This is a genomic window from Snodgrassella alvi wkB2 (assembly GCF_000600005.1).
Taxonomy (GTDB): domain Bacteria; phylum Pseudomonadota; class Gammaproteobacteria; order Burkholderiales; family Neisseriaceae; genus Snodgrassella; species Snodgrassella alvi.
This window is the reverse complement of the sequence record NZ_CP007446.1, coordinates 646026-668715: the sequence shown is the minus strand read 5'-3', so window position 1 is coordinate 668715 and position 22690 is coordinate 646026. Positions and strand designations below refer to the sequence as shown.

Below are 22690 nucleotides of genomic sequence, written 5' to 3'. Positions count from 1 at the left end.
TATATAAATAAATAACTATACATTATTTTACGTAAAATTTACAAATTGTCAGTATTTAACGGGGAATTCAATTATGACTGCCAGTATTACCAGCTACCGGAGGCTCCGCCACCACCATAGCCGCCGCCTCCTCCGCTAAACCCTCCGCCTCCTGAACCACCGCCAAAACCGCCCCTACCACCGCCAGAGCCGCCAATAAAAATATTACCGGCAAAAATGAGTGCTATTATGAATGCCAGAATTGCACCAATAATCGCTGCAAACAGGCTCCAGCCCGAATACCAGCCAAAACTTAATACCAGAAATCCGACAATTGCACTGCCCAGCGTATTACCAAATATATTTTTCAAAAATGAACCGGCTATAAATATCAGTAACAGAATTCCAAAAATTGTTGAGCCTGAATCATCAGATTCCTGATGTGCAGATTGTTGTGCCGGTAATTTTTCACCGTTAATCAGCTTCTCCAGCTGATTTACAGCCTCACGTACACCTCCGTCTGCATTATTTGCCCGTAACTGCGGACGAAGCACATCATCCAGAATTCTTTTAGCATAAACATCAGGAATAGCCCCTTCCAGTCCGCGACCGGGTGCCAGAAACGTTTTATGTTCATCGCGCACCAGCAACAACAGTACACCATCATCAATTCCTTTACGTCCTGGTTTCCAGCTATCCATAACACGTGTAGCATAGTCAAAAGGTGTTTCCGGTGCGATAGCCGGAACTGTCAATACTATAATCTGGCTGCCATGCTGCCGGCTGAACGCCAGTAACTGCTGGTTTAATTCTGCACGGGTTGCCGGCTGTAACATATTGGCTGTATCCATTACCGGATCAGTCAGCGCTGGTACAGGAACCAAACCATCGGCAGCGAGCAAATGCATTGCAAAAAAACAGCCCAGAAAAAGACCGAGTAGCCTGTGGACAGATAAGCGTATTGTGTTCATCTTTGCAACCTTAGTGCCATAAAAGCAAATTTGCTTGTATTTTAGTTCATACTAACCTTTTGTTTGTCAGGATAATAAGACCGCTATTATCTGACTCCATACTTTCAGACAAACAGATTCTGCTATTACATCAGAATACAAGTATTCAGTCCGATACAGCAAATTTCCACAGTTATCATTGCAAGTTTTTATCGAACTGCTGGTATGTTTAACAATTACCCTTATCTGTTCAGAAAACAGCCGCAACCATATAAATTTTTAATTTCCATTTTGTCAGATTCTGCAAACAAACATTTTGCACAATAGTAGCAGCTGCTTACTATGCTGATATGCAAACAGCCAGTTCTGATAAACTGGCTGTTTAATTGATTACATAAAATAACAACAGAAAACGAATTAAAATTCTACCTGCGGTGCCTGTTTTACCGCCGCTTCATTTTCCGGTACAAAATTCGGGCGAACATGCATTCCGAAAATTTTGGCTGTGATATTGTTCGGGAAAGAACGCAAAGTAGTGTTGTAAACCTGTACTGTCTGAATATAGCGGTTGCGTGCCAGAGCAATACGGTTTTCTGTGCCTTCAAGCTGCGCTTGTAAATCCCGGAAACTTTGATCAGCTTTCAGATCAGGATAATTTTCTGTTACTACCAGCAAGCGGCTCAGAGCACTGCTCAGATTTCCCTGTGCCTGTGAAAACTGTTCCATTTTTGCCGGATTATCAGCATCACTGCTGGTCATATTCAGACTGCCTACACGTGAACGGGCATTAGTAACGTCGGTTAAAACTTGTTGTTCATGTTTAGCATAGCCTTTAACTGTATTCACAAGATTGGGTACCAGATCAGCACGACGCTGATACTGATTCAGCACTTCCGACCAGGCAGCATTTGCAGCCTCATCCTGTGACTGCATTGTATTATAGCCACACCCGCTGAGGCTTAAAGCCAGAATAAATGCGCCTATCCAACCCATTAACCGTTTATACATTATAAACTCCCGTATGTATTATTGTGCCAGTTTAACATGCTCTTGTTACTTTTTACGTCATAACTAGCGCAATCTTATATACCTTAAGCTATAATTAATGCAAAATAATAAAAATCATTTTAACCAACTGTAAAGGATGTTATATGTTTCCTGAATATCGCGACCTGATTACCAAATTAAAGGCGGAAAATACCCATTTTGCTAATATATTCGAAGAACACAACCGACTGGACGATAAAATTACCGGTCTGACTAATAACCCGGTAACCAGTGGTCTGGATAATCTGGACGAACTGAAACGGGAAAAATTGCGCCTGAAAGATGAAATTTACGCCATGCTGCGTGAAGCTGACGGTAAAGCCTGATAGTGGTTGAGTTAAGTCAGTAAAAAACCCTGCCAAGCGCAGGGTTTTTTACTGACTTAACTTATATTGTTACCTGATAGCATTAAATCGTTCTTGTATCGCAGCAGGAAAAGAAATTGCTTTATTGCTTTGCTGATCGAAAGCCATAAACGTCACCACAGCCTGCACAACTGTCTGTCCTGTATTTTTAAGAGTAATCGTTTGATTAACTTCTACTTTGCGCGGTTGTATTTTGCTCAAAGCAGTAGATATCAGCAAATCATCTCCGAAACCGGCACTGCGCCGGTAACTGATATTGATATTTATCACAGCCATTCCACAACCGGCTTCAGTAAACATTGGCGTTAAGCCGGCTTCATCAAAATAATGCCAGCGTGCCTCTTCCAGAAATTCCAGATAGCGTGCATTATTAACATGGCGGTATACATCTATGTGAAAGCCGCGCACCCGAATTTCGGTTTGATGTGCTTGTACTGATAGCCGGTCTGTAATTTGAGTTGAATCTTGCATATTTAATTATTTACCACACTCCAGCTAATGGTCTGATTAGCACGCAACGGAATCAGTCGTTCATGATTACCATACGGATAGTATGGTGGCACTGTGCGATTTATTTTTTTCAGTGTAATGGTTTCCTTATTGATTTCCAGACCATAAAACCGCGGACCGTTTTCTGCTGCAAAAGCCTGTAATTTATCCAGTGCTCCCGCCTGCTCAAAAGCTTCCGCATATAACTCAATAGCAGCAAAGGCACTGAATATACCCGCACATCCGCAAGCACATTCTTTACTGTGCTGAGCATGCGGCGCACTATCGGTACCGAGAAAAAATTTATGTGACTGTGTACCGCTTACAGCCTGTAACAGTGCCTGACGATGGGTTTCGCGCTTTAGTACCGGCAAACAGTAGTGATGAGGCTGGATTCCCCCTACCAGTAAAGCATTGCGATTGTAGAGCAAGTGCTGGGGTGTTACCGTAGCAGCCACATTTTCACCAGCCTGAATCACCAGCTCAGCAGCTTGTGCAGTGGTGATATGCTCAAATACTAATTTCAGTTCAGGCAGACGTTGTAATAGCGGCTGTAAAAGTTCATCAATAAATACTGATTCACGGTCAAAAATATCAATTTCACTTTTGGTTACTTCACCATGCACCAGTAGTGGCATGCCTGTTTCAGCCATGGTTTCCAATACTGGCAATAAAGCCCACAAATCACTGACACCAGCCGCAGAGTTAGTTGTGGCACCGGCAGGATAAAGCTTACACGCAATAATACCTGCCTCTTTGGCTTCGCGTATCAGTGCCGGAGTAGTCTGGTCAGTCAGATATAAAGTCATCAATGGCTGAAAATGACTGCCCGCAGGTACTGCAGCAAGTATACGTTCACGATAAGCCAGTGCTGCTGCAACTGAGGTTACCGGTGGTTTCAGATTTGGCATAATCAGGGCTCGCCCCATTTGCCGTGCACTGAAAGGTAATACTGCCTTTAATGCTGCACCATCACGCACATGAAGATGCCAGTCATCCGGACGGGTTATAGTGAGAGTCTGCATCTGTATCCGTTCTATCAGCGTGTGTTACACAGCTAAAAATAATAGGTTAATGTACTATTCTGTCGCAGCTTCTACAACCTGAACCTGAATAAAGTTAACAAAATATTGTAATTAATTGTAATAAATTACCGTCTGAAAAACTTAGCGGTGTTTTACCCACATCATTATTACATCATCATTTCTGATTTGCTGATGCAATAATTCATGTCCTGTCTGCCGGCAAAAAGCTGCAAAATCATCAGGAGCAGTTTTATCTGTTGCCAGTACTAGCAATACTTCTCCACTATCCATTACTGCCAGCGCTTTTTTTGCACGTAAAATCGGCATCGGGCAATTTAAATCGATAACATCTAGTGTTCTATCACTGTGTGGTTCACTCATCAGCAACTCATCATAGAATATTGAAAGTTATTATTATACATCGCGCATGAAACAGACTGAACGTATACACCTTGCTCAGGCTAAAGCAGCCCGTTCCAGTCTATATCAGTCATATATTATAAAAATGCACGCTGACAGGAAAATTATCAGAATATGTTTTGTTATTAAAACTGTTGTGATAAAGAACAGCATGCATAAAACATAAGCAGATAAACGTTATTTTATAATTATTTACTTAAATAAATATCATTTCCGGCTTTTGCAGTAATGACATATATACATTGAAAAATCAGAAAGCTTGCAGATAAATTCGTAATAGCAGAATTAACTTTGCGCCAGCTCCAGCATTTCCCTGGCATGATTACGTGTGGTATCGGTAATGGTTTCGCCGCCAAGCATTCGTGCAATCTCATTCACCCGATCAGTCGCAGCCAGTACATTTATTTCACTTACAGTCTGCCCTTTGCTGTTATGTTTTCGCACCTGCCAGTGCTGCTGACCACAAGCTGCGACCTGCGGCAGATGAGTAACAGCCAGCACCTGACGATTTTGCCCCAGACTACGCAGTGCGTGACCAACAACATCAGCTACAGCTCCGCCAATACCGGTATCCACCTCATCGAAAATCAATGTAGGTACCGCATTATACTGACTGGTAACCATTTGCAGAGCCAGACTGATACGTGCCAACTCACCACCGGAAGCGACTTTGCTCATTGCTCTTAAAGGCGTGCCCTGATTGGCAGCTACCTGATACTGTACCTGCTCCAGACCATGCACAGATGATGAGGCACTTAACAATTCAATATGAAAGCGTGCGCCTTGCATTGATAAATTTTGCATGTGAGCCGTGGTTTGTTTCGCCAGCTTTTTCGCTGCCTGATGGCGTTTCACTGATAATTGCTGTGCTGCATGCATATATTCATTTTCGCGTTCTACTACCCGCGCCTGTAACGCTTCAATATCCGCAGCCGCCTCCAGTTCATTAAGAGCTGATTCAACTTTTTCTAGCTCTTCAGGCAATTGTGGTGGCTCGATCCGATATTTACGCGCAACACTCATTAACTCCTGCATGCGCTGTCCCTGCTGTGCTAATAAATTTTCATCAGTCTCTACACTGGCAGTGGCTTCACGCAAATACGCACTGACTTCACTCAATTCTGCTTCTACTGATTCCAGTAATGCCACGCTGTCTGCAAAAGCAGGAGCTGCTTTAATCAGTGCAGCCAGTTGCTGCCGGCAATGATACAAACGGCTTTGCAAACCCTCATCACCATTGAGAACTTCTTCTACATTTTCCGCCGTTTGCAGTATTTCCGCCGCATGTACTAATGAATCATGACTCTGACTGAGATTTTCCCACTCATGCTCTTGAAGATTCAGGGCATTTAGCTCATCAAAGCGCCATTGCAAGCGCTCACGCTCAATATTCAGACTATCAGCCTGTGTTTGCGCTTTTTCCAGCTCTTTTTTGGCTTCATGCCAGCGCTGATAGGCTTCACGTACCAGAGCAACTTCTGTATCAGCACCCGCAAATGCATCCAGTAATATACGTTGCGCGGATTCACTATTTAAAGAGTGGTGTGCATTCTGACCATGTATATCAATTAATAATTCACCTATCTGCCGCAACTGACTCAGAGTAACCGCCTGATTATTAATAAAACTGCGACTTTTTCCTTTTATATCAATCGTACGGCGGATACTTAATTGCGTTTCGTTTTCATCCAGTAATCCCTGTTCCTGTAGTAAGGTGCGGGCATGCGTTACATCACTGACATCAAACAGTGCTGATAACTGGGCTTCTCTGGCACCATGTCTTATCTGACCATAATCAGCTTTATCACCTAACAACAGACCCAATGCATCCAGCGTGATTGATTTACCCGCCCCTGTTTCACCTGTCAAAACGGTAAAGCCGCTTTGAAAACTCAGATTCAGTTCATCAACAATGACAAAGTCACGCAAAGACAGCGCCAGAAGCATAAACAACCTTTCTTAGAGAAAGTATTAATGATTTATGCCGGATTTTAGTATTTTTTAGGAAAATAAGAAACCATTTTTTAGAAAAATCTAAAATAATCGATAATAAATTTCGGTTTTATTAATTTTTATTGTGTTTTTTCCACCAATAGCAACATACACATTATTTTTTCAGAGATGATATCAGGCTACAAAAATTATTTAAAATCTGATTAACGGCTTAAGTTTGTTTATACAGCAAACAGCTATACCAGCTGGTCACCCCAATGCAGTTTCTGGCGCAGAGTTTTGTAATATTGATAATTAACCGGATGTAAAATCCTCAGAGAATTGCGATAGCGGCAAATACGGATTTTATCCATAGTATGTAAATCAAAAAACGCCTGTCCGTCAAAATGAGCCCGGGCATCGCTGCCTTTAGTAATCAGCACTTCTATTTCACTGGTATCACTAACAGCAATCGGCCGGTTGGACATGGATTGCGGGCATATAGGAACCAAACTGAATGCACGCAGAGTTGGCTGTAAAATAGGACCACCGGCAGCCAGAGCATATGCCGTCGAACCAGTAGGTGTAGACACAATCAAACCGTCTGAACGCTGGGTATAAACAAACTCTTTATTGATGAATACCTCAAATTCAATCATCTGCCCCAGTGCACCACGGCTGAGTACAACGTCGTTTAGTGCCAGTGAATGATAAACTTCTTCGCCTGCACGTACCACAGTCGCTTCCAGCAAAATACGTTCTTCGGGCAGATATTTGCCAGTCAGCATGCCGGTTAATTCTGTTACCATCTGAGCACGCGGTACTTGTGTCAGAAAACCAAGATGTCCCTGATGAATACCAATCAATGGTACCCGGTAAGGTGCCAGTTTACGGGCAACAGACAATAAAGTACCGTCACCACCCAGTACCATAACGAGATCACAACGCCGCCCCATTTCACATTTATTAATAATATTACAGCGTTGCAGCAATACCGGATTAATCTGGTTATCCGCTTGCGCTTCACTATCCAGATACACCGAAATTTCTTCTTCACATAAAAAAGTAATGAGTTCGTCCAGTACTTCACTCATCATTGGTGTTTGCGGCCGTGTCACAATTCCGATATGGTTAAACTGGCTATTCATGTAAACATTTATTCCTGACTAAGTTACTCTCTCTAAATAACTACCATAACTTTATTTGGCTATTATAAAGGTTAGTGTAACAATAAACTTATATTATGTGCATTTTCATGCCGAATGCAAATATTATGCAAATGCACTGATAGCAAATTTGAAAAGGTATAAATATAAGATATTACTTTCATAGTTGCTGATATCCGCAGCACTTATTCTTTTAGCTGGCTGAAATATCTGCTACTGAGGTATCTGATTATTCCGAATCATAAAATTAAATCTTAACTTAAAACAAAATATTAATTACTAGCAGAATACCTCTTGCACAACAGTTATATTAATTTGCCGGCACAGATTAATTTTAAAGTCGTTTAGCTGACATCTGATTAGAAATACACCCGTGTTATGCAAGTAAATTATCATTGCTTTCGTACAATAGCTGTTTTCTTCTCAATTCAGCTAATCAGCAATTGAAATTACTCGCTAATTTTTTTGTTACTCTATTGCTTCAAATATCTCTGCAAAAAAGAAAATTTTAAAATATCTAATGTTCAAAAAATAATCTTCATATTTATGCTTTGATTTTCTTTAACTGCTTTAACAGATTACATAACATTATGCTGCTTATCCCGATTTATACTCTTATCTAACTATCTATCGCTCAATTGAGCGTAAATCGCTACAATAACTGTTTAAACTACGGTAGCCACTATGTCTGCATCTCTGCCAAAAGTTTTTGCTCTGCTTGGTCCTACAGCGTCAGGCAAGACCAGTCTGGCTCTGAGTCTGGCTGAGCAGTTTCCGATTGAAATTATCAGTCTGGATTCAGCCCTGATTTATCGTGATATGAATATTGGTACGGCTAAACCCAGTGCAGAAGAGTTAGAAGCAGTGCCCCATCATCTGATTGATATTATTTCACCGCTTGAAAGCTACAGTGCTGCCCAGTTTGTCAGTGATTGTGTGGATTTAGTCGAGGAAATTCATACACGCGGTCACCTGCCTTTGCTCGTGGGCGGTACCATGATGTATTACCATGCCCTGACACAGGGACTGAACAGCCTGCCGGAGGCCAATCCGCAAATCCGTGCCGAACTGGATAAACTTAAACAACAGCACGGTACAGACTTTCTGTATGCACAATTACAGCGGGTGGATCCCATTACTGCTGCCCGCTTGCCTGCCGGTGATAGCCAGCGTATTGAACGGGCACTGGAAATCTATCACATCACTGGTGTTCCCATGAGTAGCCATCTGGCTAAACAGGAAAACCGGCAGAGTCCTTTAAATGTATGTACACTGGCACTTTTACCGGCCGACCGTGCCCGCCTGCATACACAGATTGCCACCCGCTTTCATTCGATGCTGGCACAGGGTTTTGTGGAAGAGGTGGAAGCACTTCGTCTGCAATACCCGGAATTGCATCCTGATTTGCCTTCAATTCGCTGTGTAGGCTATCGGCAGGCTTTTGACTATCTTAATGGCACAACTAACTACAGTACATTTGTTGAACGCGGAATTACTGCCACCCGGCAACTGGCAAAACGTCAGCTGACATGGTTGCGTAAACTGAATCCCGAACATGTATGCGATCCGTTTAATCCAACAGGGCTGCAAGAACATGCGCAGCAATTAATACAGCAGTTTTTTGCTTAAACTGATTTAATTTAGAAAATTCTCCGGCAACGAAACCTTAGGCAATACTATTAAAATATTGTGTAAACATTGTCTAATCTGATAGTCTGTTTATTTTGCAACTTAATGTATTAATTCAAATTCTTAATTATTAATTTGTAATTATTTATCTGTATCTGCTGTTCTGCACTTTTTCAGTACAAAGACAGAACAGCAAAACAAAATTATTTACAGTAAAATGCAGTCCGTTGTTAGAGTCATTATGTCATAGCATTCGTACTGAATTGAATATACGGCAAAGACAAACACTTATCTTCTACGCCTCACTCTGACCAGGCAAGGGTCAGGCATTTTTGATTTAATAAGGAGAAAACACGATGTCCGTACAGGATCGCATTCGTTATACCTCACTTCATTCCCGCCTTATGTCTGCTGAGCAAGCTGCTACCCTGATAGATAATAATGCCAATGTCGGCATGAGCGGATTTACCGGTGCCAGCTATCCTAAAGTTTTGCCGAAGGCTATTGCTGACTTTGCCCGTGCTGAACATGCTGCCGGTCGGCCATATAAAATTAATGTATGGACTGGTGCTTCCACTGCGCCGGAATGTGATGGCGCACTAGCTGAGGCACATGCAATAAATCAGCGTTTACCATTTAATACTGATCGCCATATGCGTCAGGAAATCAACAATGGCGATGTCAATTTTATTGACATGCATTTATCGCATGTTGCCCAGCAGGCATGGTTTGGTTTTCTGGGTCACATGCATGTAGCCATTATCGAAGTACTGGGCATTACTGAAGACGGACATCTGATTCCGTCTACCGCAATCGGTAATAATCAGACGTGGCTGGATATGGCGGACAAGGTTATTCTGGAAATCAATACCGGTTTGCCGATACAAATGGAAGGTATGCATGATATTCCTATGGATAATGCTATTCCGCCCCACCGCAAACCAATTAACATGACCCGCGCTGATGATCGCATCGGTGAAAAATACCTGAAAGTTGATTTAAACAAAATAGTCGCTATTGTTGAATCCAATGCTCCGGATCGCGACAATGTTTTCAGCGAACCTGATGACAAATCCAAACAGATTGCCGCTTATATTGTTGATTTCCTGTCTCATGAAATCAAAATGGGGCGTCTGCCTAAAGAAATGCTGCCAATTCAGTCTGGCGTTGGTAACGTGGCAAATGCCGTACTGGCAGGTCTGTTAACCGGTCCGTTTGAAAATCTGTATGGCTATACCGAAGTATTGCAGGACGGCATGCTGGATCTGATACGTGCCGGAAAAATGGCTACTGCATCTGCTACCGCTATTTCCCTGTCTGCTAAGGCATTCCAGGATTTTGCAGACAATATTGATTTTTACCGTGACCGCATTATTCTGCGCCCGCAGGAAATCTCCAATCACCCGGAACTGGTGCGCCGTTTAGGTATTATTGGGATGAATTCAATGATTGAAGCCGATATTTACGGCAACATCAATTCTACCCATGTAATGGGTACCAGCATGATGAATGGTATCGGCGGCTCAGGTGACTTTGCACGCAACAGCTTCCTGAATTTCTTTGTTACCCCGTCTACTGCTAAAGATGACAAGATATCCTGCATCGTGCCGATGGTTTCACATGTTGACCATACCGAACACGATACACAGATTATTGTTACTGAGCAGGGTCTGGCTGATTTGCGCGGTCTGGCTCCGCGGCAGAGAGCAAAAGTGATGATTGAAAAATGTGCTCATCCGGATTATCGCGATCAGTTGCAGGATTACTACGACCGTGCTTTGCAAACGGCAAAAGGTATTCATACACCTCATATTCTCACTGAAGCTTTAAGCTGGCATGAACAATTCCTGAAAACCGGTTCTATGAAAATGTAATTGATTCCGGATAATGTCAGACAGCCCTGTTTCTAACAGGGCTGTTTTTTATCAGACTGCATCACTTCTCGACCAGATAATTTATTTTTGATTCAGCATCCGCAATTGATTTACTGAATCCTATAAACAGGTTATTACCATTACCAGGCGGAAATCCAGTATTACATCGTCTGAATGAGTATTTATGAATATACTTCATCATCACACATTATCAAATTCAGCCACATACACAATACTATCAGTTAAAATAACCACCACTCATTCTCTGCTGCATTCAGCAAATTCTTTATTTCTTCATCCTCAAAAGGAACAACCACCATGTTTTCCAAAGCGTTAACCATCGAAAAATTTGATCCGGAACTGGCCGGTGCCATTGCCCGTGAAGATCAGCGCCAGCAAGATCACGTAGAACTAATTGCATCAGAAAACTACGTAAGCTGCGCCGTAATGGAGGCTCAGGGCAGCCAGCTAACCAATAAATATGCCGAAGGCTATCCGGGTAAACGTTATTATGGTGGCTGCGAATATGTTGATGAAGTAGAACAGCTGGCTATCGACCGCCTGAAAGAATTATTTGGCGCCAGTTATGTCAATGTACAGCCTCATTCTGGTTCTCAGGCCAATCAGGCCGTTTACGCCAGCGTATTACAACCAGGCGACACTATTCTGGGCATGTCTCTGGCGCATGGGGGCCATCTGACTCACGGAGCCAGTGTCAACATTTCCGGTCGCCTGTATAACGCCATTACCTATGGTTTGGATGAAAATGAAATCCTCGACTACAAACAGGTGGAACAGCTGGCATTGGAGCATAAGCCGAAAATGATCGTGGCCGGTGCTTCCGCTTATGCTCTGGAAATAGATTGGGCACGTTTCCGTGAGATTGCAGATAAAGTAGGTGCTTATCTGTTTGTAGACATGGCGCATTACGCCGGTCTGGTCGCTGGCGGAGAGTATCCGAATCCGGTGCCTTTTGCTGATTTTGTGACCACTACTACCCATAAAACTCTGCGCGGACCGCGCGGCGGTGTAATTATGTGCCGCAGCGATGAACATGCAAAAGCACTGAATTCAGCTATTTTCCCGTGCCTGCAAGGTGGTCCGTTAATGCATGTGATTGCAGCCAAAGCAGTAGCCTTCAAAGAAGCCTTACAACCAGAATTCAAACAATACGCCCGTCAGATTAAAGCTAATGCCAAAGTACTGGCAGAAACCTTGATTGAACGTGGTTTGCGTATTGTTTCAGGCCGTACTGAAAGCCATGTATTTCTGGTAGACCTGCAACCAAAAAAACTTACCGGTAAAACGGCAGAAGCGGTGCTGGGCAAAGCACATATTACCGTTAATAAAAATGCCATCCCTAATGATCCGGAAAAACCATTTGTCACTTCTGGTATCCGTTTAGGCACGGCAGCGATTACTACTCGCGGCTTTACTGAAACAGATACGCGTGAACTTGGTCATCTGATTGCTGATGTTCTGGATAATGCAGACAATGAAAAAGTTATTTCAGAAGTCTCAGAAAAAATACAGAAAATTTGCAATCGTTTACCTGTATATGGTAAATAAACCACAATATTATAGTATTAATATAATTTCCAATCATTCCTGTTGATTGACTATAAAATAGTACTTATACTCAAAGCAGACTTTTTCATCATTGAATAAATGATGTTTTAGTCTGTTTTTTATTGACATTAAACATCGCCATTGAGTTTCTCAATAAGAAATTCATCTTTAACTAATCAGGTATTATCAAAATACTAATAAAGTATTAATATAACCATATTGCAAAAGCAAAAATAACAATTTGGCGTTTAAATTTAAAATATTTTGATAATTCATTTTGAAAGGAAACAAAAATGAAAAAATTAGTTTCTTCCGCTTTACTGGCTGCTTCTTTAGCTATGACTGCAGGTTTCGCTATGGCTAATAGTAACAACGATGATACTGATGTTCGTCATTTCAGCGAATCTACTGCTCAAAATGGTCAAAACACTCATGTTTCTGACTCTACACCAGAAAATACTCCTTTCCGTACTGTTAATACCTATGCTGGTAATCACTAACATTCTGGTAATAAAAAAAGCATAACTTATTGTTATGCTTTTTTTTTACTTATCTATTTTCATGCAAATACTATTCTCTTAGAGATTAAACTAAGAATTATCTTACACTTTCTCTTTCACGCTGCTTAAATCTTCCGTCAGTTGTTCTTGTGTTTATCTTTAAAATATAACTTACTGATTACATATATTTATTTAAAAAATCATAATTAATATTGATTTTACTTAATAACTCAACTTTTATTATAGCCACAGGATTAAGATAAAGCTTCCTTATTCTCAGGAGTACAACATCATGGGGTTACTCTGGACAATTATAGTTGGCTTTATCATTGGTTTAATTGCCAAACTAATCTATCCGGGCAAACAGCAACTTGGCATAGTGATCACCACTTTACTCGGTATCGGCGGCTCATTACTGGCCGGATATGTTGGTCAGGCATTTGGCTGGTACCATGCAGGTGAAAAAGCCGGTTTAATAGCTTCGATTATTTTTGCCTGCATTATTCTGTTTATTTACGGCAAAATTAAAAACAGACAGATATAACGAAACGGTGATGGATATTTAATCCATCACCGTTTTTTTGTTCAAATAAATGTATTATTTATTGATTTGCACTTTACCCAAACCTTTATCACGTAACTGAGCAATAGTTGCATCAATACCCTGTTTCTGAATCAATTGATCAAACTGACTGCGGTATACCGTTACCAGACTGGTACCATTGACCCGGAAATTATAAATTTTAAAGACACCATTAGCATAATACATCTGATAACCCACGGTGTAGTGCTTATTACCGGCACTAACAATTTCGGTAAATGTTTCCAGCCGGTTATTACCCTGATTCACTACCTTAGGTATAACCTTCACAGATGCATTACTGGCACCCATCAATGCTGAATGTGCATAAATGCGCACAATCATATTTTTAAAGGCCGCACTGAAATCCTGTCTTTGCTGTGCAGTAAACTGTCGCCATTGCATACCTACGGCCAAAGCTGAAATACGCTCATAATCCAGATACTGATCGGCATAACGTTCTATCTGACTAATACGCTGTTGTTCATTCAGGCTTTTGTCACGAGCCACTGATAACACCATATCCACATTTTGCTGTAACTGTTGTTGCGCCAGCTGTTCCTGCGTTGCAGCGAACGAACATACTGCAACCATCAGCATCCAGCCTGCCAAACAAGCTTTTACATACCTCTGCATTGTATTCTCCTGTGAATAAGCAAAAAAAACGGCTTATGTTTTTTTATCATCCATAAACCGCTTGCTGTTTTCATTTACTAAGTCTTTATCCTAATTTGGAAGCTAACCAGTCAGTTACACTGGCGAGCGCCGGTTCTAATGCAGCTATATCCTGCCCGCCGGCTTGTGCCAGTTCGGGACGACCGCCACCCTTACCACCAACCTGACCGGCAACATAATTAACCAGCTCACCAGCCTTGATTGTTTTAGTTAATGCTTTTGATACTCCTGCTATGATGGCAATTTTACCATCATTTACTGCTGCCAGCAGAACGATAATATTATCACCCTGTGCAATTAAATCAGCAGCAATATCTCTCAGAGCACTGCTTTCTGCCTCAATTTGTCCCAGCACCAGACGAGCTGTACCAATAGTTCTGGCCTGAGCCAGCAAAGCGGTACCTGCCTGTCTGGCCAGTTCACTTCTGGCTTCAGTTAATGCCTTTTCCAACTGTTTGGTCTGAGTATGTATTGCCTGAAGTTTAGGCAGCAAATCTTCAGCAGTCTGTGCTTTTACTTCGGCAACCGCTGCCTTAAGCAACTCTTCCTGCTGCTGAACAAACTGTAAAGCATTCAATCCGGTCACAGCTTCAATACGGCGTACTCCGGCAGCAATACCACTTTCAGAAATAATTTTGAAAAGACCAATATCTCCAGTCCGTGCAACATGGGTACCGCCGCATAATTCGGTAGAAAATTCGCCCATGCTCAGTACACGTACCTCGTCACCATATTTTTCTCCGAACAGCGCCATCGCACCGGCAGCAATGGCTTCATCAAAGCTCATATTCTGCGCACATACAGGAACATTGGCCACAATTGCCTGATTTACCCGACGTTCAACTTCGGCCAGTTGTGCAGCGGTAACCGGCTGTGGATGTGAAAAGTCAAAGCGGGTGCGCTCAGCATTAACCAGAGAACCTTTCTGCTCAACGTGTGTACCCAATACTTCACGCAAGGCGCGATGCATCAGATGAGTGGCACTGTGATTACGCATACTGGCTTCGCGCAGTACACTGTCTACCTGAGCAGTAACAGCATCACCCACTTTCAGACTGCCGGATAGCATTTCGCCAAACTGACCAAATACTTTAGCTTTGATTTTTTGCGTATCTTCTACCTGAAAGCGGTTTTCACCGGCAAAAATATAACCAGTATCACCAGTCTGACCACCAGATTCTGCATAAAACGGTGTGAAGTCAATCACGACCACACCTGATTCACCGGCATTTAACTGCTCAACAGCTTCACCATCCTGATACAAAGCCAGAACTTTGCTTTCATTCTGGCGTTGCTGATAGCCGGTAAATTCTGTGTCAGCACCTTCATAGGTAAGCTGAGTATTGGCTTTAAAATTCTGCGCTGCACGGGCACGGGCACGCTGAGCAGCCATTTCACGCTCAAACCCTTCTTCATCCAGACTGATATTACGCTCACGCGCAATATCAGCGGTTAAATCATATGGAAAGCCATAAGTATCATACAGTTTGAAAATTACCTCACCAGCCAGTGTCTGTCCGCCATCCTGCAAGGCACTTTCCAGCAGAGTCATTCCGGTTTCCAGTGTTTGTGCAAAACGGCTTTCTTCCTGTTTCAGTACATCACTGATTTGTGTCTGTTTTTCAACCAGCTCAGGATAGGCAGAGCCCATTTCCTGCACCAGATCCGTTACCAGCAAATGGAAAAATGCCTGTTTACAACCCAGTTTATAACCATGGCGTACAGCCCGGCGGATAATACGCCGCAATACATAGCCACGCCCCTCATTGCTGGGTAATACACCATCAGCAATTAAAAACGCACAAGAGCGGATATGGTCGGCAATGACTTTCAGACTCGGTACATCCTGACTATAGGGAATGCCTACAACACGGGCTACAGCATGCAGCAAATTGACAAACAGATCGATTTCATAATTACTGTGTACATGCTGCAATACTGCCGACACCCGCTCCAGTCCCATCCCTGTATCAACTGACGGCTTAGGAAGCGGATTCATGTTACCGTTTTCATCCCGGTTATACTGCATGAATACACAGTTCCAGATTTCTATAAAACGGTCACCATCTTCTTCGGCGCTGCCCGGAGGCCCGCCCCAGATATGTTCGCCATGATCATAAAAAATTTCCGAACAAGGACCGCACGGACCAGTATCGCCCATTTGCCAGAAATTATCAGAAGCATAACGTGCGCCTTTATTGTCACCTATACGGATAATTTTTTCCGGTGGCAGACCAATCTCATTTAACCAGATATCATAAGCTTCATCATCATCTGCATATACAGTTGCCAGCAGTTTTTCCGGTGGCAGGTTCAGCCAGTCCTTACTGGTGAGAAATTCCCAGGCAAAATGCAGGGCATCACGCTTAAAATAATCGCCAAAGCTGAAATTGCCCAGCATTTCGAAAAATGTATGATGGCGCGCGGTATAACCAACGTTTTCCAGATCATTGTGTTTACCACCGGCACGCACACATTTTTGTGCAGTTGTCGCACGGCTGTACGGGCGCTTGTCAAAACCCAGAAACACATCTTTAAACTGATTCATACCCGCATTGGTAAACAACAGGGTTTTATCATCCTGCGGAGGTACAAGTGAAGATGAAGGTACAACCTGATGACCCTTACTTGCAAAAAATTGAAGAAATTTAGAACGTAATTCTGCTGTTTTCATGGTAGTTTCAATAAGACGGGTGATTAATCGTATTCAGGCAGTCTGTATAAAACACAGACTGCCTGAACATAGATATAAAAACAGGACACTGGTTAGTCCACCTCAACCATCACCCTTGTTAAAATCATCCGCTTATCTTACCGCAGTTTTACGCATAAGCCTACCTGAACAGACGAAAATCCATGCCAAAATGACAATTCCGACAACACTAATGCCTTATGCGGTATAGTTACCCCCATACGAACAGATTGAAGTTACAAAGGTGGTTAACACATAACCATGCCAGCCAGCCTTGGCACATCTTTGAAAAGGACGGACATGAAAAACACAGCCTGTCTGGGTTTATCCGGTTTGATTTTATGTATTCTGACTGCATGCAGCGGTTCACACGACAATGCCGGTCCTCAACCGGCTTCTGCTGTAGCGGCCAGCAAACCTGGTAGTTTGAGCGACACCAAGACACTTAAAATATTTAACTGGTCAGACTATGTTGACCCGAAAACTATTGGTGAATTTGAAAAAAAATATGGCATTAAAGTCACTTACAATTTTTATGACAGTGACGAAACACTGGAAAGCAAAATTCTGACCGGACAGTCCGGCTATGATATTGTCGGGCCGTCCAACTCATTTGTCGGACGCCAGATTAAAGCCGGAGCATACCAGCCACTGGACAAAAATCAGTTGCCTAACTGGAAATACATTAACCCGAAATTACTGGATTTATTAAAAGACGTAGATCCGGATAATCAGTATGCGGTACCCAACTACTGGGGTATGAATACCATTGCAATCAATATTGAAAAAGTGAATGCCGCACTCGGTGCTACACCAATGCCGCATAATAGCTGGGATTTGGTGTTTAATCCTGAGTATACCGACAAACTGAAAAACTGTGGCATCAGTTACATGGATAGTCCGGTAGAGATGATTCCGCTAGCGTTGCATTATGCCGGCAAAGATCCGAACAGCCAAAGCAAAGATGATATAGATATTGCAGCTAATATTATCAAAGCGAACCGAAGCAATGTATTGCGTTATTCGTCTTCTGGTTATATCGACGATCTGGCACGCGGCGATGTTTGTGTAGCCATTGGTTTTGGCGGTGATTTGAACATTGCCAAACGACGCCGGCTGGATGCAACCGGTAAAAAAGATATCGTGGTACTGGTTCCGACTCAGGGAGTTTCTCTCTGGATAGATACATTAACTATCCCGAAAGATGCAACCAACCTCAAAAATGCCTATCGCTACCTGAACTGGATACTGGAACCGCAAATAGCGGCCAGAAACGCCAATTATGTTAGTTACGCGCCCTCAAGCATGCCGGCAAAAGAACTGATAAAAAAAGAATATCGCGAAGATAACAGTATTTTTCCGTCAGATGAAGTTCTGGCTAACAGTTATCTGGTATTACCGGCAAAATCGGATACCCTGAAATACGAATTGCGATTATGGCAAAATCTCAAAGCAGGAAAATAAATTTCCGGCTAAATCCCATGTTTGCAAAAGCCCCTCCTTTGAGAGGGGCTTGATACATTCTACTTTATGCAAATCAAAAACTGATGCCATTTAGCGGCACAGCTCAGGAAATTTTTTCCACGCTTGCGACAAAGTCATACCATTAGAATATAGATTAACTATACTTTGCGACATACCTGCTTTAACTACGTCTATCTGTAAACCTTCTGTCTGTGTGAAAGGATTTACCAGTGCCAGTGTCTGAGTGCCATTAGGATAGGAGCTGATTTTGTAAAATTCCTGCGGCAGTTTAAACCGTGACTGAAATTTTTCATGCAGACATTTACTCACTTCTGTCACCGACCGTTCAATACGCAGGCTGACTTCAGGTGGTGCGGTACGTTCAGGTTTCATTACAGGTAAGTTTTTTGACGATACCGCACAGCGAACATTATTGGTACCATAAGGCTGATTAGATTGCAATAAAGCCATTGCCATCGCTCTCGAATCACATTCACGCTCTTCAGCAACAGGAGGAGGAACCTGAGCACAGCCGGCCAGAATACTGACACAAAAACAGGGCCACCATAATATTTTTTTCCACAACATGCTTATCATTCCATGATCAGTATTAATATTTGTATTTAGTTATTCAGAAATTTAAGTTTTTTGCCAGCCTGCCATTACCTGCGGAGCTTGATTAATTAATCACAATTACAGAAAATAAAACTTCAACTGGCTAATAATGGTTTTCATCTGAATATAGCTGTCATATGCCAAATGTTATATTGAAAACAAAATAGCTATAATAACAGGCATATTTGAATATACACTAGTTTTATTATGATTTTTCCCTCTGCTCATTCTGTCAAAACCGTTACGCTGGCTCTTACCGGAGCATCGGGTATGCCTTATGCCAAACGTCTGCTGGGCTGCCTGTTACAGGCTGATATAAGGGTCTGGTTACTGTATTCACAGGCTGCCCAGATAGTCGCACAACAGGAAATCAACTGGCATTTACCTGCAAATGCTAAACAGTGTAATGCCGCATTGTGTGCAGAATACGGCGTAGACTTATCCATGCTTACTGTATTTGGCCGCGATGAATGGTTTGCACCTCCGGCCTCTGGTTCCAATCCCGCTGATGCAATGATTATCTGTCCGGCCAGCATGGGTTGTGTTGCTGCCATTGCAGCCGGCACTTCCGACCATTTACTTGAACGGGCAGCTGATGTATCGATTAAAGAAAATCGTCCGCTAATCATCGTACCGCGGGAAACGCCTTTATCAGCCATTCATTTGGAAAATCTGCTTAAACTGTCACGTTTGGGTGTATGCATTCTGCCCCCAGTATCCGGTTTTTATCAGCACCCTCAAACTATTCAGGATATGGTGGATTTTGTAGTTGGACGTATTTTGGACCAGTTGCATATACCTCATCAGTTGATTACACGCTGGGGTGAAAAAAATAATTCTTGACACATGTTTCAATAAGGTTTAAGGTTTAATGATGAAAAACGCAACCACTTTCTCTTTTGCTTATTATTGGTACCACACCTCGGTGCGGTGCTTTTTTGCGTTTATATAATATCTAATAAGCAAAATAAAAAAGTGAACCGCCCGGCCAAACCGAGGCGGTTTTTTGTTGCTACAAACGCCTCATACAGAAAGGCATTACAAATGAATCGACAACTACTGGAGAATAAAATGTCCGCATTACCGCTAAATCAGATACGGCAATCAGAATCACCTGTGGCTCAGCTTCAACGGTGGTACATGATTGTTGACGGCAATCAGCACCGCTCTGACCTATGTCAGCTACAGCCACAATTCCAGACTGCATTTATGCTTAGTGAAGCTCTGATTCCTCAGCTTCGCCTGATAGCAATGTTAATTGCTGCACAGCGTCTGGGCTTTGAACAACCTACTCCTGATATTATCAGTGATGAGGCAGATTGGTTTGCCGCACGTATTCTGGTAATGGGTGTAAGAATTTTTCATCTGGATATTACCCTGATACCCATGCTGAAAACAGCAAACAGCCGTGCACGCAGCTTCGCCCAAAAGCATAATCTGCCGTTTACTCCCGCACAAATGCGCATGAGCCTGCATGCTGGACGGCCGGAACAAATGCTGATTATTGAAACTGAAACTCAGTGCGAAGAAGATCTGGGGCTGGTAGAAAATAGTTTATATTTTGCTCACAATCTGTGTCTGAAAGAACATACCATTATTGCCGCATGCCTTACTCAATAAGCTTACACAGATATCAGATTAAATCAGTCTGCGTAATTTATGGCTTACTTTATAACGTGCGTAAACTGTTATCTGTTGTAAAAACGGTTCCAGCTGCTCGGCAGTAAAATTTGCATGAATATAATAGCAACCATCACCCGTAATTTTATACAGAGCCTGTACCTCAGCAAAGGTACTCACCAAATGCTCGAATTCAGCAAACCGGCTGCTATTCATATAAATAAAAATAAATTGTTCCGATATCAAGTGTTCAGTCAGTGTAAAACGTTCTATCACGCCGGTCTCAATCAGGTTCTGTACCCTTAGCCCCACTGCCTGTCCACTAAGAAATACTTTCTCACCAATTTCTTTCCACGACAAACGACTATTATTTTTTAATAAATCCAGAATTGCTCTGTCTTTTTTATCCATAGTTTCATCCTGAAAATAAATCGTGTATATCTTTTTCATCAGCCTATTCTGTCGAAAACAGATAAGGCGCATAATTAAATTATTAAAACCAACAGGATATAACTAATGAAACAAGCACTCATTATAATTGATGTACAAAATGATTATTTTTCAGAAGGTAAAATGGAACTGTACCAACCACAACTGGCACTGAAAAAAATATTGAAGGTTCGTGAGTATTTCCGCAATCAGCAGCTGCCCGTGTATTACATCCAGCATATTAATAATAAACCGGGAGCTACTTTTTTTCAGCCTGACAGCCATGGTGCAGAATTACATCATCAATTACTGCCGATTGCAGACACGAATGAATTTATAATTCATAAAAGCTATCCCAATAGCTTCTTACAAACAACCCTGCATGAATACCTTCAACAACAAAAGATAGAGCAACTGGTTATCTGTGGCATGATGACACACATGTGTGTCGACTCTACCACTCGTCAGGCAGTTGAATTCGGTTATCAGCCAATTGTTATTGCAGATGCATGTGCAACACTGAGTCTGGAGTTCAATAGCACCATCATTAGCGCGACAAATGTACAAAACAGTTTTTTAGCCGCATTGAATTATCTTGCTACTGTACAATCTGCTGAACAGTTCCTCAGTTAATACTTTTAATAGTATAAATTTTACTTGAATCGCAATTCAGTCAGCAGTTTACATAAATTTTTAGAAATACGCCTGTAAACCTTATTAGCAAAAAGAATAAACAGGTGTATTTATTTGTATTATTGACTCAAAGATGATAAATATTTCTAAATTATCTCTAAATTAGAGTTATATAAATTATTTGAAAAAGAAAAATTATGCCCAAAAAGATAATTAAATATAGGAAAAATATAGATTATCAATAATTTATTTGTTCAAATTTCACTAAGATTCACAAAGATTTTCTGGCTTCCTAAAATATAAATGATAAGTTTCATAAGAACCTCCTGTCCCGCCATCTTGTTCATATAATAAATATATTGTTCTTAAACCTTTAGAACTTAGTTCATACCCTACAGTCTCAAATCCGTTCCCTCTTTCAATTTTGCATATCTTTTTATAATTTATATTCACTCTTTTTAACGACTTAAATGGCGGAAGTATACAATTATTTGTAGTGTAATAACCAAAGCATTCATTATCAATACTTACCACTTCAGCACCAAAATTTGGATTAGAAGTTGTTGAATACCCTACCGTCCAAGGCATTTCTGTCCAATTTTGCTTTAATCTCATAGGAGCAAGACCATTAACATTAATTCGTACCATTGCATTTCGATAATAGGAAACTAAACCATCATCTGATTCAGAACTATCAACCCCATCAGTTTCCCAAATAAAATTTTCATTATTAACAAATGTATCCCATGCAATAAAATCTTTGCTTTCATTTGTAGGGATTTGCATAAATAATTTTATAAAGTCTCCTATTTCAAAGGATTGCAATGATTCTGCTTTTTGGGGGTAAACTGGATAAGCACAACATATCAAAGGCAGCATTAAAAACAAAAAGATAATCTGTTTTTTCATAATTCACCCCTTACTAATTATTAAATTGAATTTATTTTAATTATGTAAATTAATATTATTTAAAACAGTATTAAAATATATAAATAGCACTTTTTTCAGAATTTATTTATCCTAATAATAAGTGCTAT

The 22690-nt window shown here is 41.6% G+C and carries 22 protein-coding genes; 10 read left to right on the top strand and 12 right to left on the bottom strand.

Features of this window, described 5'->3' with window-relative positions; genetic code table 11:
• Positions 1 to 86: 86 nt before the first annotated feature.
• Positions 87 to 950 carry a TPM domain-containing protein gene (locus SALWKB2_RS03125; RefSeq protein WP_025330231.1) on the bottom strand — a complete coding sequence of 288 codons (864 nt, stop codon included), beginning with the start codon at positions 948 to 950 and terminating at the stop codon, positions 87 to 89.
• Between the two features lie 396 nt (positions 951 to 1346).
• Positions 1347 to 1937 carry a LemA family protein gene (locus SALWKB2_RS03120; RefSeq protein WP_025330230.1) on the bottom strand — a complete coding sequence of 197 codons (591 nt, stop codon included), beginning with the start codon at positions 1935 to 1937 and terminating at the stop codon, positions 1347 to 1349.
• A gap of 143 nt (positions 1938 to 2080) precedes the next feature.
• Between SALWKB2_RS03120 and SALWKB2_RS03115 the strand changes: the two genes are divergently transcribed.
• The gene (locus SALWKB2_RS03115; RefSeq protein WP_025330229.1) at positions 2081 to 2302 is read left to right on the top strand and encodes a YdcH family protein; all 222 of its coding nucleotides are present in this window, start codon (positions 2081 to 2083) and stop codon (positions 2300 to 2302) included.
• Positions 2303 to 2371: 69 nt separating this feature from the next.
• On the opposite strand, the gene SALWKB2_RS03110 is transcribed toward SALWKB2_RS03115, so the two are convergent.
• From SALWKB2_RS03110 to SALWKB2_RS03090, 5 genes are all read right to left on the bottom strand, one after another.
• On the bottom strand, positions 2372 to 2812 hold the full coding sequence (locus SALWKB2_RS03110; protein ID WP_025330228.1) for an acyl-CoA thioesterase: 441 nt from the start codon (positions 2810 to 2812) through the stop codon (positions 2372 to 2374).
• Positions 2813 to 2814: 2 nt separating this feature from the next.
• Positions 2815 to 3855: a dihydroorotase gene (pyrC, locus tag SALWKB2_RS03105; protein ID WP_025330227.1), complete on the bottom strand. Its 1041-nt coding sequence runs from the start codon at positions 3853 to 3855 to the stop codon at positions 2815 to 2817.
• Between the two features lie 141 nt (positions 3856 to 3996).
• The gene (locus tag SALWKB2_RS03100) at positions 3997 to 4236 is read right to left on the bottom strand and encodes a sulfurtransferase TusA family protein (RefSeq protein ID WP_025330226.1); all 240 of its coding nucleotides are present in this window, start codon (positions 4234 to 4236) and stop codon (positions 3997 to 3999) included.
• Positions 4237 to 4560: 324 nt separating this feature from the next.
• The gene (recN, locus tag SALWKB2_RS03095; protein WP_025330225.1) at positions 4561 to 6222 is read right to left on the bottom strand and encodes a DNA repair protein RecN; all 1662 of its coding nucleotides are present in this window, start codon (positions 6220 to 6222) and stop codon (positions 4561 to 4563) included.
• Between the two features lie 242 nt (positions 6223 to 6464).
• The gene (locus tag SALWKB2_RS03090; RefSeq protein WP_025330224.1) at positions 6465 to 7355 is read right to left on the bottom strand and encodes an NAD(+) kinase; all 891 of its coding nucleotides are present in this window, start codon (positions 7353 to 7355) and stop codon (positions 6465 to 6467) included.
• 702 nt (positions 7356 to 8057) lie between these two features.
• On the opposite strand from SALWKB2_RS03090, the gene miaA reads away from it, so the two are divergent.
• From miaA to SALWKB2_RS03065, 5 genes are all read left to right on the top strand, one after another.
• Entirely contained in the window at positions 8058 to 9002 is a 945-nt protein-coding gene (miaA, locus tag SALWKB2_RS03085; RefSeq protein ID WP_038648713.1) for a tRNA (adenosine(37)-N6)-dimethylallyltransferase MiaA, read from the top strand.
• A gap of 356 nt (positions 9003 to 9358) precedes the next feature.
• Positions 9359 to 10876: an acetyl-CoA hydrolase/transferase family protein gene (locus SALWKB2_RS03080; RefSeq protein WP_025330222.1), complete on the top strand. Its 1518-nt coding sequence runs from the start codon at positions 9359 to 9361 to the stop codon at positions 10874 to 10876.
• Between the two features lie 318 nt (positions 10877 to 11194).
• Complete coding sequence (gene glyA, locus SALWKB2_RS03075; protein WP_025330221.1) at positions 11195 to 12445, top strand: serine hydroxymethyltransferase; 1251 nt, start codon at positions 11195 to 11197, stop codon at positions 12443 to 12445.
• 293 nt (positions 12446 to 12738) lie between these two features.
• Positions 12739 to 12945 (top strand): hypothetical protein, encoded by a 207-nt coding sequence (locus SALWKB2_RS03070; RefSeq protein WP_025330220.1) that lies wholly within the window; start codon positions 12739 to 12741, stop codon positions 12943 to 12945.
• A gap of 292 nt (positions 12946 to 13237) precedes the next feature.
• The gene (locus tag SALWKB2_RS03065; RefSeq protein ID WP_025330219.1) at positions 13238 to 13489 is read left to right on the top strand and encodes a GlsB/YeaQ/YmgE family stress response membrane protein; all 252 of its coding nucleotides are present in this window, start codon (positions 13238 to 13240) and stop codon (positions 13487 to 13489) included.
• A 54-nt stretch (positions 13490 to 13543) separates the two neighbouring features.
• Here SALWKB2_RS03065 and SALWKB2_RS03060 read toward each other — a convergent pair whose 3' ends face one another.
• Positions 13544 to 14161 (bottom strand): MlaC/ttg2D family ABC transporter substrate-binding protein, encoded by a 618-nt coding sequence (locus tag SALWKB2_RS03060; protein WP_025330218.1) that lies wholly within the window; start codon positions 14159 to 14161, stop codon positions 13544 to 13546.
• A gap of 85 nt (positions 14162 to 14246) precedes the next feature.
• Positions 14247 to 16874, bottom strand: coding sequence for an alanine--tRNA ligase (gene alaS, locus SALWKB2_RS03055; protein ID WP_025330217.1), 2628 nt, complete (start codon positions 16872 to 16874; stop codon positions 14247 to 14249).
• A 318-nt stretch (positions 16875 to 17192) separates the two neighbouring features.
• Here alaS and SALWKB2_RS03050 point away from each other — a divergent pair, with 318 nt between their 5' ends.
• Positions 17193 to 18356, top strand: coding sequence for an extracellular solute-binding protein (locus SALWKB2_RS03050; protein WP_038648710.1), 1164 nt, complete (start codon positions 17193 to 17195; stop codon positions 18354 to 18356).
• 90 nt (positions 18357 to 18446) lie between these two features.
• On the opposite strand, the gene SALWKB2_RS11565 is transcribed toward SALWKB2_RS03050, so the two are convergent.
• Complete coding sequence (locus SALWKB2_RS11565; RefSeq protein ID WP_025330215.1) at positions 18447 to 18944, bottom strand: hypothetical protein; 498 nt, start codon at positions 18942 to 18944, stop codon at positions 18447 to 18449.
• Positions 18945 to 19178: 234 nt separating this feature from the next.
• On the opposite strand from SALWKB2_RS11565, the gene SALWKB2_RS03040 reads away from it, so the two are divergent.
• Both SALWKB2_RS03040 and SALWKB2_RS03035 read left to right on the top strand, forming a co-directional pair.
• Entirely contained in the window at positions 19179 to 19814 is a 636-nt protein-coding gene (locus SALWKB2_RS03040; RefSeq protein ID WP_025330214.1) for a flavin prenyltransferase UbiX, read from the top strand.
• Positions 19815 to 20015: 201 nt separating this feature from the next.
• Positions 20016 to 20591, top strand: a complete 576-nt coding sequence (locus SALWKB2_RS03035; protein ID WP_232617003.1) for a hypothetical protein — start codon at positions 20016 to 20018, stop codon at positions 20589 to 20591.
• Positions 20592 to 20609: 18 nt separating this feature from the next.
• Here the strand turns inward: SALWKB2_RS03035 and SALWKB2_RS03030 are convergent, their stop codons facing one another.
• Positions 20610 to 21041: an Lrp/AsnC family transcriptional regulator gene (locus SALWKB2_RS03030; RefSeq protein WP_157785018.1), complete on the bottom strand. Its 432-nt coding sequence runs from the start codon at positions 21039 to 21041 to the stop codon at positions 20610 to 20612.
• A 66-nt stretch (positions 21042 to 21107) separates the two neighbouring features.
• On the opposite strand from SALWKB2_RS03030, the gene SALWKB2_RS03025 reads away from it, so the two are divergent.
• Positions 21108 to 21653 carry a cysteine hydrolase family protein gene (locus SALWKB2_RS03025; protein ID WP_025330211.1) on the top strand — a complete coding sequence of 182 codons (546 nt, stop codon included), beginning with the start codon at positions 21108 to 21110 and terminating at the stop codon, positions 21651 to 21653.
• 264 nt (positions 21654 to 21917) lie between these two features.
• Here the strand turns inward: SALWKB2_RS03025 and SALWKB2_RS03020 are convergent, their stop codons facing one another.
• The gene (locus SALWKB2_RS03020; protein WP_025330210.1) at positions 21918 to 22562 is read right to left on the bottom strand and encodes a hypothetical protein; all 645 of its coding nucleotides are present in this window, start codon (positions 22560 to 22562) and stop codon (positions 21918 to 21920) included.
• Between the last annotated feature and the right edge of the window lie 128 nt (positions 22563 to 22690).

Coding starts and splice junctions, on each gene's coding strand:
- SALWKB2_RS03125 (WP_025330231.1), bottom strand. CDS start 950: ATGAACACAATACGCTTATCTGTCCACAGGCTACTCGGTCTTTTTCTG.
- SALWKB2_RS03120 (WP_025330230.1), bottom strand. CDS start 1,937: ATGTATAAACGGTTAATGGGTTGGATAGGCGCATTTATTCTGGCTTTA.
- SALWKB2_RS03115 (WP_025330229.1), top strand. CDS start 2,081: ATGTTTCCTGAATATCGCGACCTGATTACCAAATTAAAGGCGGAAAAT.
- SALWKB2_RS03110 (WP_025330228.1), bottom strand. CDS start 2,812: ATGCAAGATTCAACTCAAATTACAGACCGGCTATCAGTACAAGCACAT.
- pyrC (WP_025330227.1), bottom strand. CDS start 3,855: ATGCAGACTCTCACTATAACCCGTCCGGATGACTGGCATCTTCATGTG.
- SALWKB2_RS03100 (WP_025330226.1), bottom strand. CDS start 4,236: ATGAGTGAACCACACAGTGATAGAACACTAGATGTTATCGATTTAAAT.
- recN (WP_025330225.1), bottom strand. CDS start 6,222: ATGCTTCTGGCGCTGTCTTTGCGTGACTTTGTCATTGTTGATGAACTG.
- SALWKB2_RS03090 (WP_025330224.1), bottom strand. CDS start 7,355: ATGAATAGCCAGTTTAACCATATCGGAATTGTGACACGGCCGCAAACA.
- miaA (WP_038648713.1), top strand. CDS start 8,058: ATGTCTGCATCTCTGCCAAAAGTTTTTGCTCTGCTTGGTCCTACAGCG.
- SALWKB2_RS03080 (WP_025330222.1), top strand. CDS start 9,359: ATGTCCGTACAGGATCGCATTCGTTATACCTCACTTCATTCCCGCCTT.
- glyA (WP_025330221.1), top strand. CDS start 11,195: ATGTTTTCCAAAGCGTTAACCATCGAAAAATTTGATCCGGAACTGGCC.
- SALWKB2_RS03070 (WP_025330220.1), top strand. CDS start 12,739: ATGAAAAAATTAGTTTCTTCCGCTTTACTGGCTGCTTCTTTAGCTATG.
- SALWKB2_RS03065 (WP_025330219.1), top strand. CDS start 13,238: ATGGGGTTACTCTGGACAATTATAGTTGGCTTTATCATTGGTTTAATT.
- SALWKB2_RS03060 (WP_025330218.1), bottom strand. CDS start 14,161: ATGCAGAGGTATGTAAAAGCTTGTTTGGCAGGCTGGATGCTGATGGTT.
- alaS (WP_025330217.1), bottom strand. CDS start 16,874: ATGAAAACAGCAGAATTACGTTCTAAATTTCTTCAATTTTTTGCAAGT.
- SALWKB2_RS03050 (WP_038648710.1), top strand. CDS start 17,193: ATGAAAAACACAGCCTGTCTGGGTTTATCCGGTTTGATTTTATGTATT.
- SALWKB2_RS11565 (WP_025330215.1), bottom strand. CDS start 18,944: ATGTTGTGGAAAAAAATATTATGGTGGCCCTGTTTTTGTGTCAGTATT.
- SALWKB2_RS03040 (WP_025330214.1), top strand. CDS start 19,179: ATGATTTTTCCCTCTGCTCATTCTGTCAAAACCGTTACGCTGGCTCTT.
- SALWKB2_RS03035 (WP_232617003.1), top strand. CDS start 20,016: ATGAATCGACAACTACTGGAGAATAAAATGTCCGCATTACCGCTAAAT.
- SALWKB2_RS03030 (WP_157785018.1), bottom strand. CDS start 21,041: ATGAAAAAGATATACACGATTTATTTTCAGGATGAAACTATGGATAAA.
- SALWKB2_RS03025 (WP_025330211.1), top strand. CDS start 21,108: ATGAAACAAGCACTCATTATAATTGATGTACAAAATGATTATTTTTCA.
- SALWKB2_RS03020 (WP_025330210.1), bottom strand. CDS start 22,562: ATGAAAAAACAGATTATCTTTTTGTTTTTAATGCTGCCTTTGATATGT.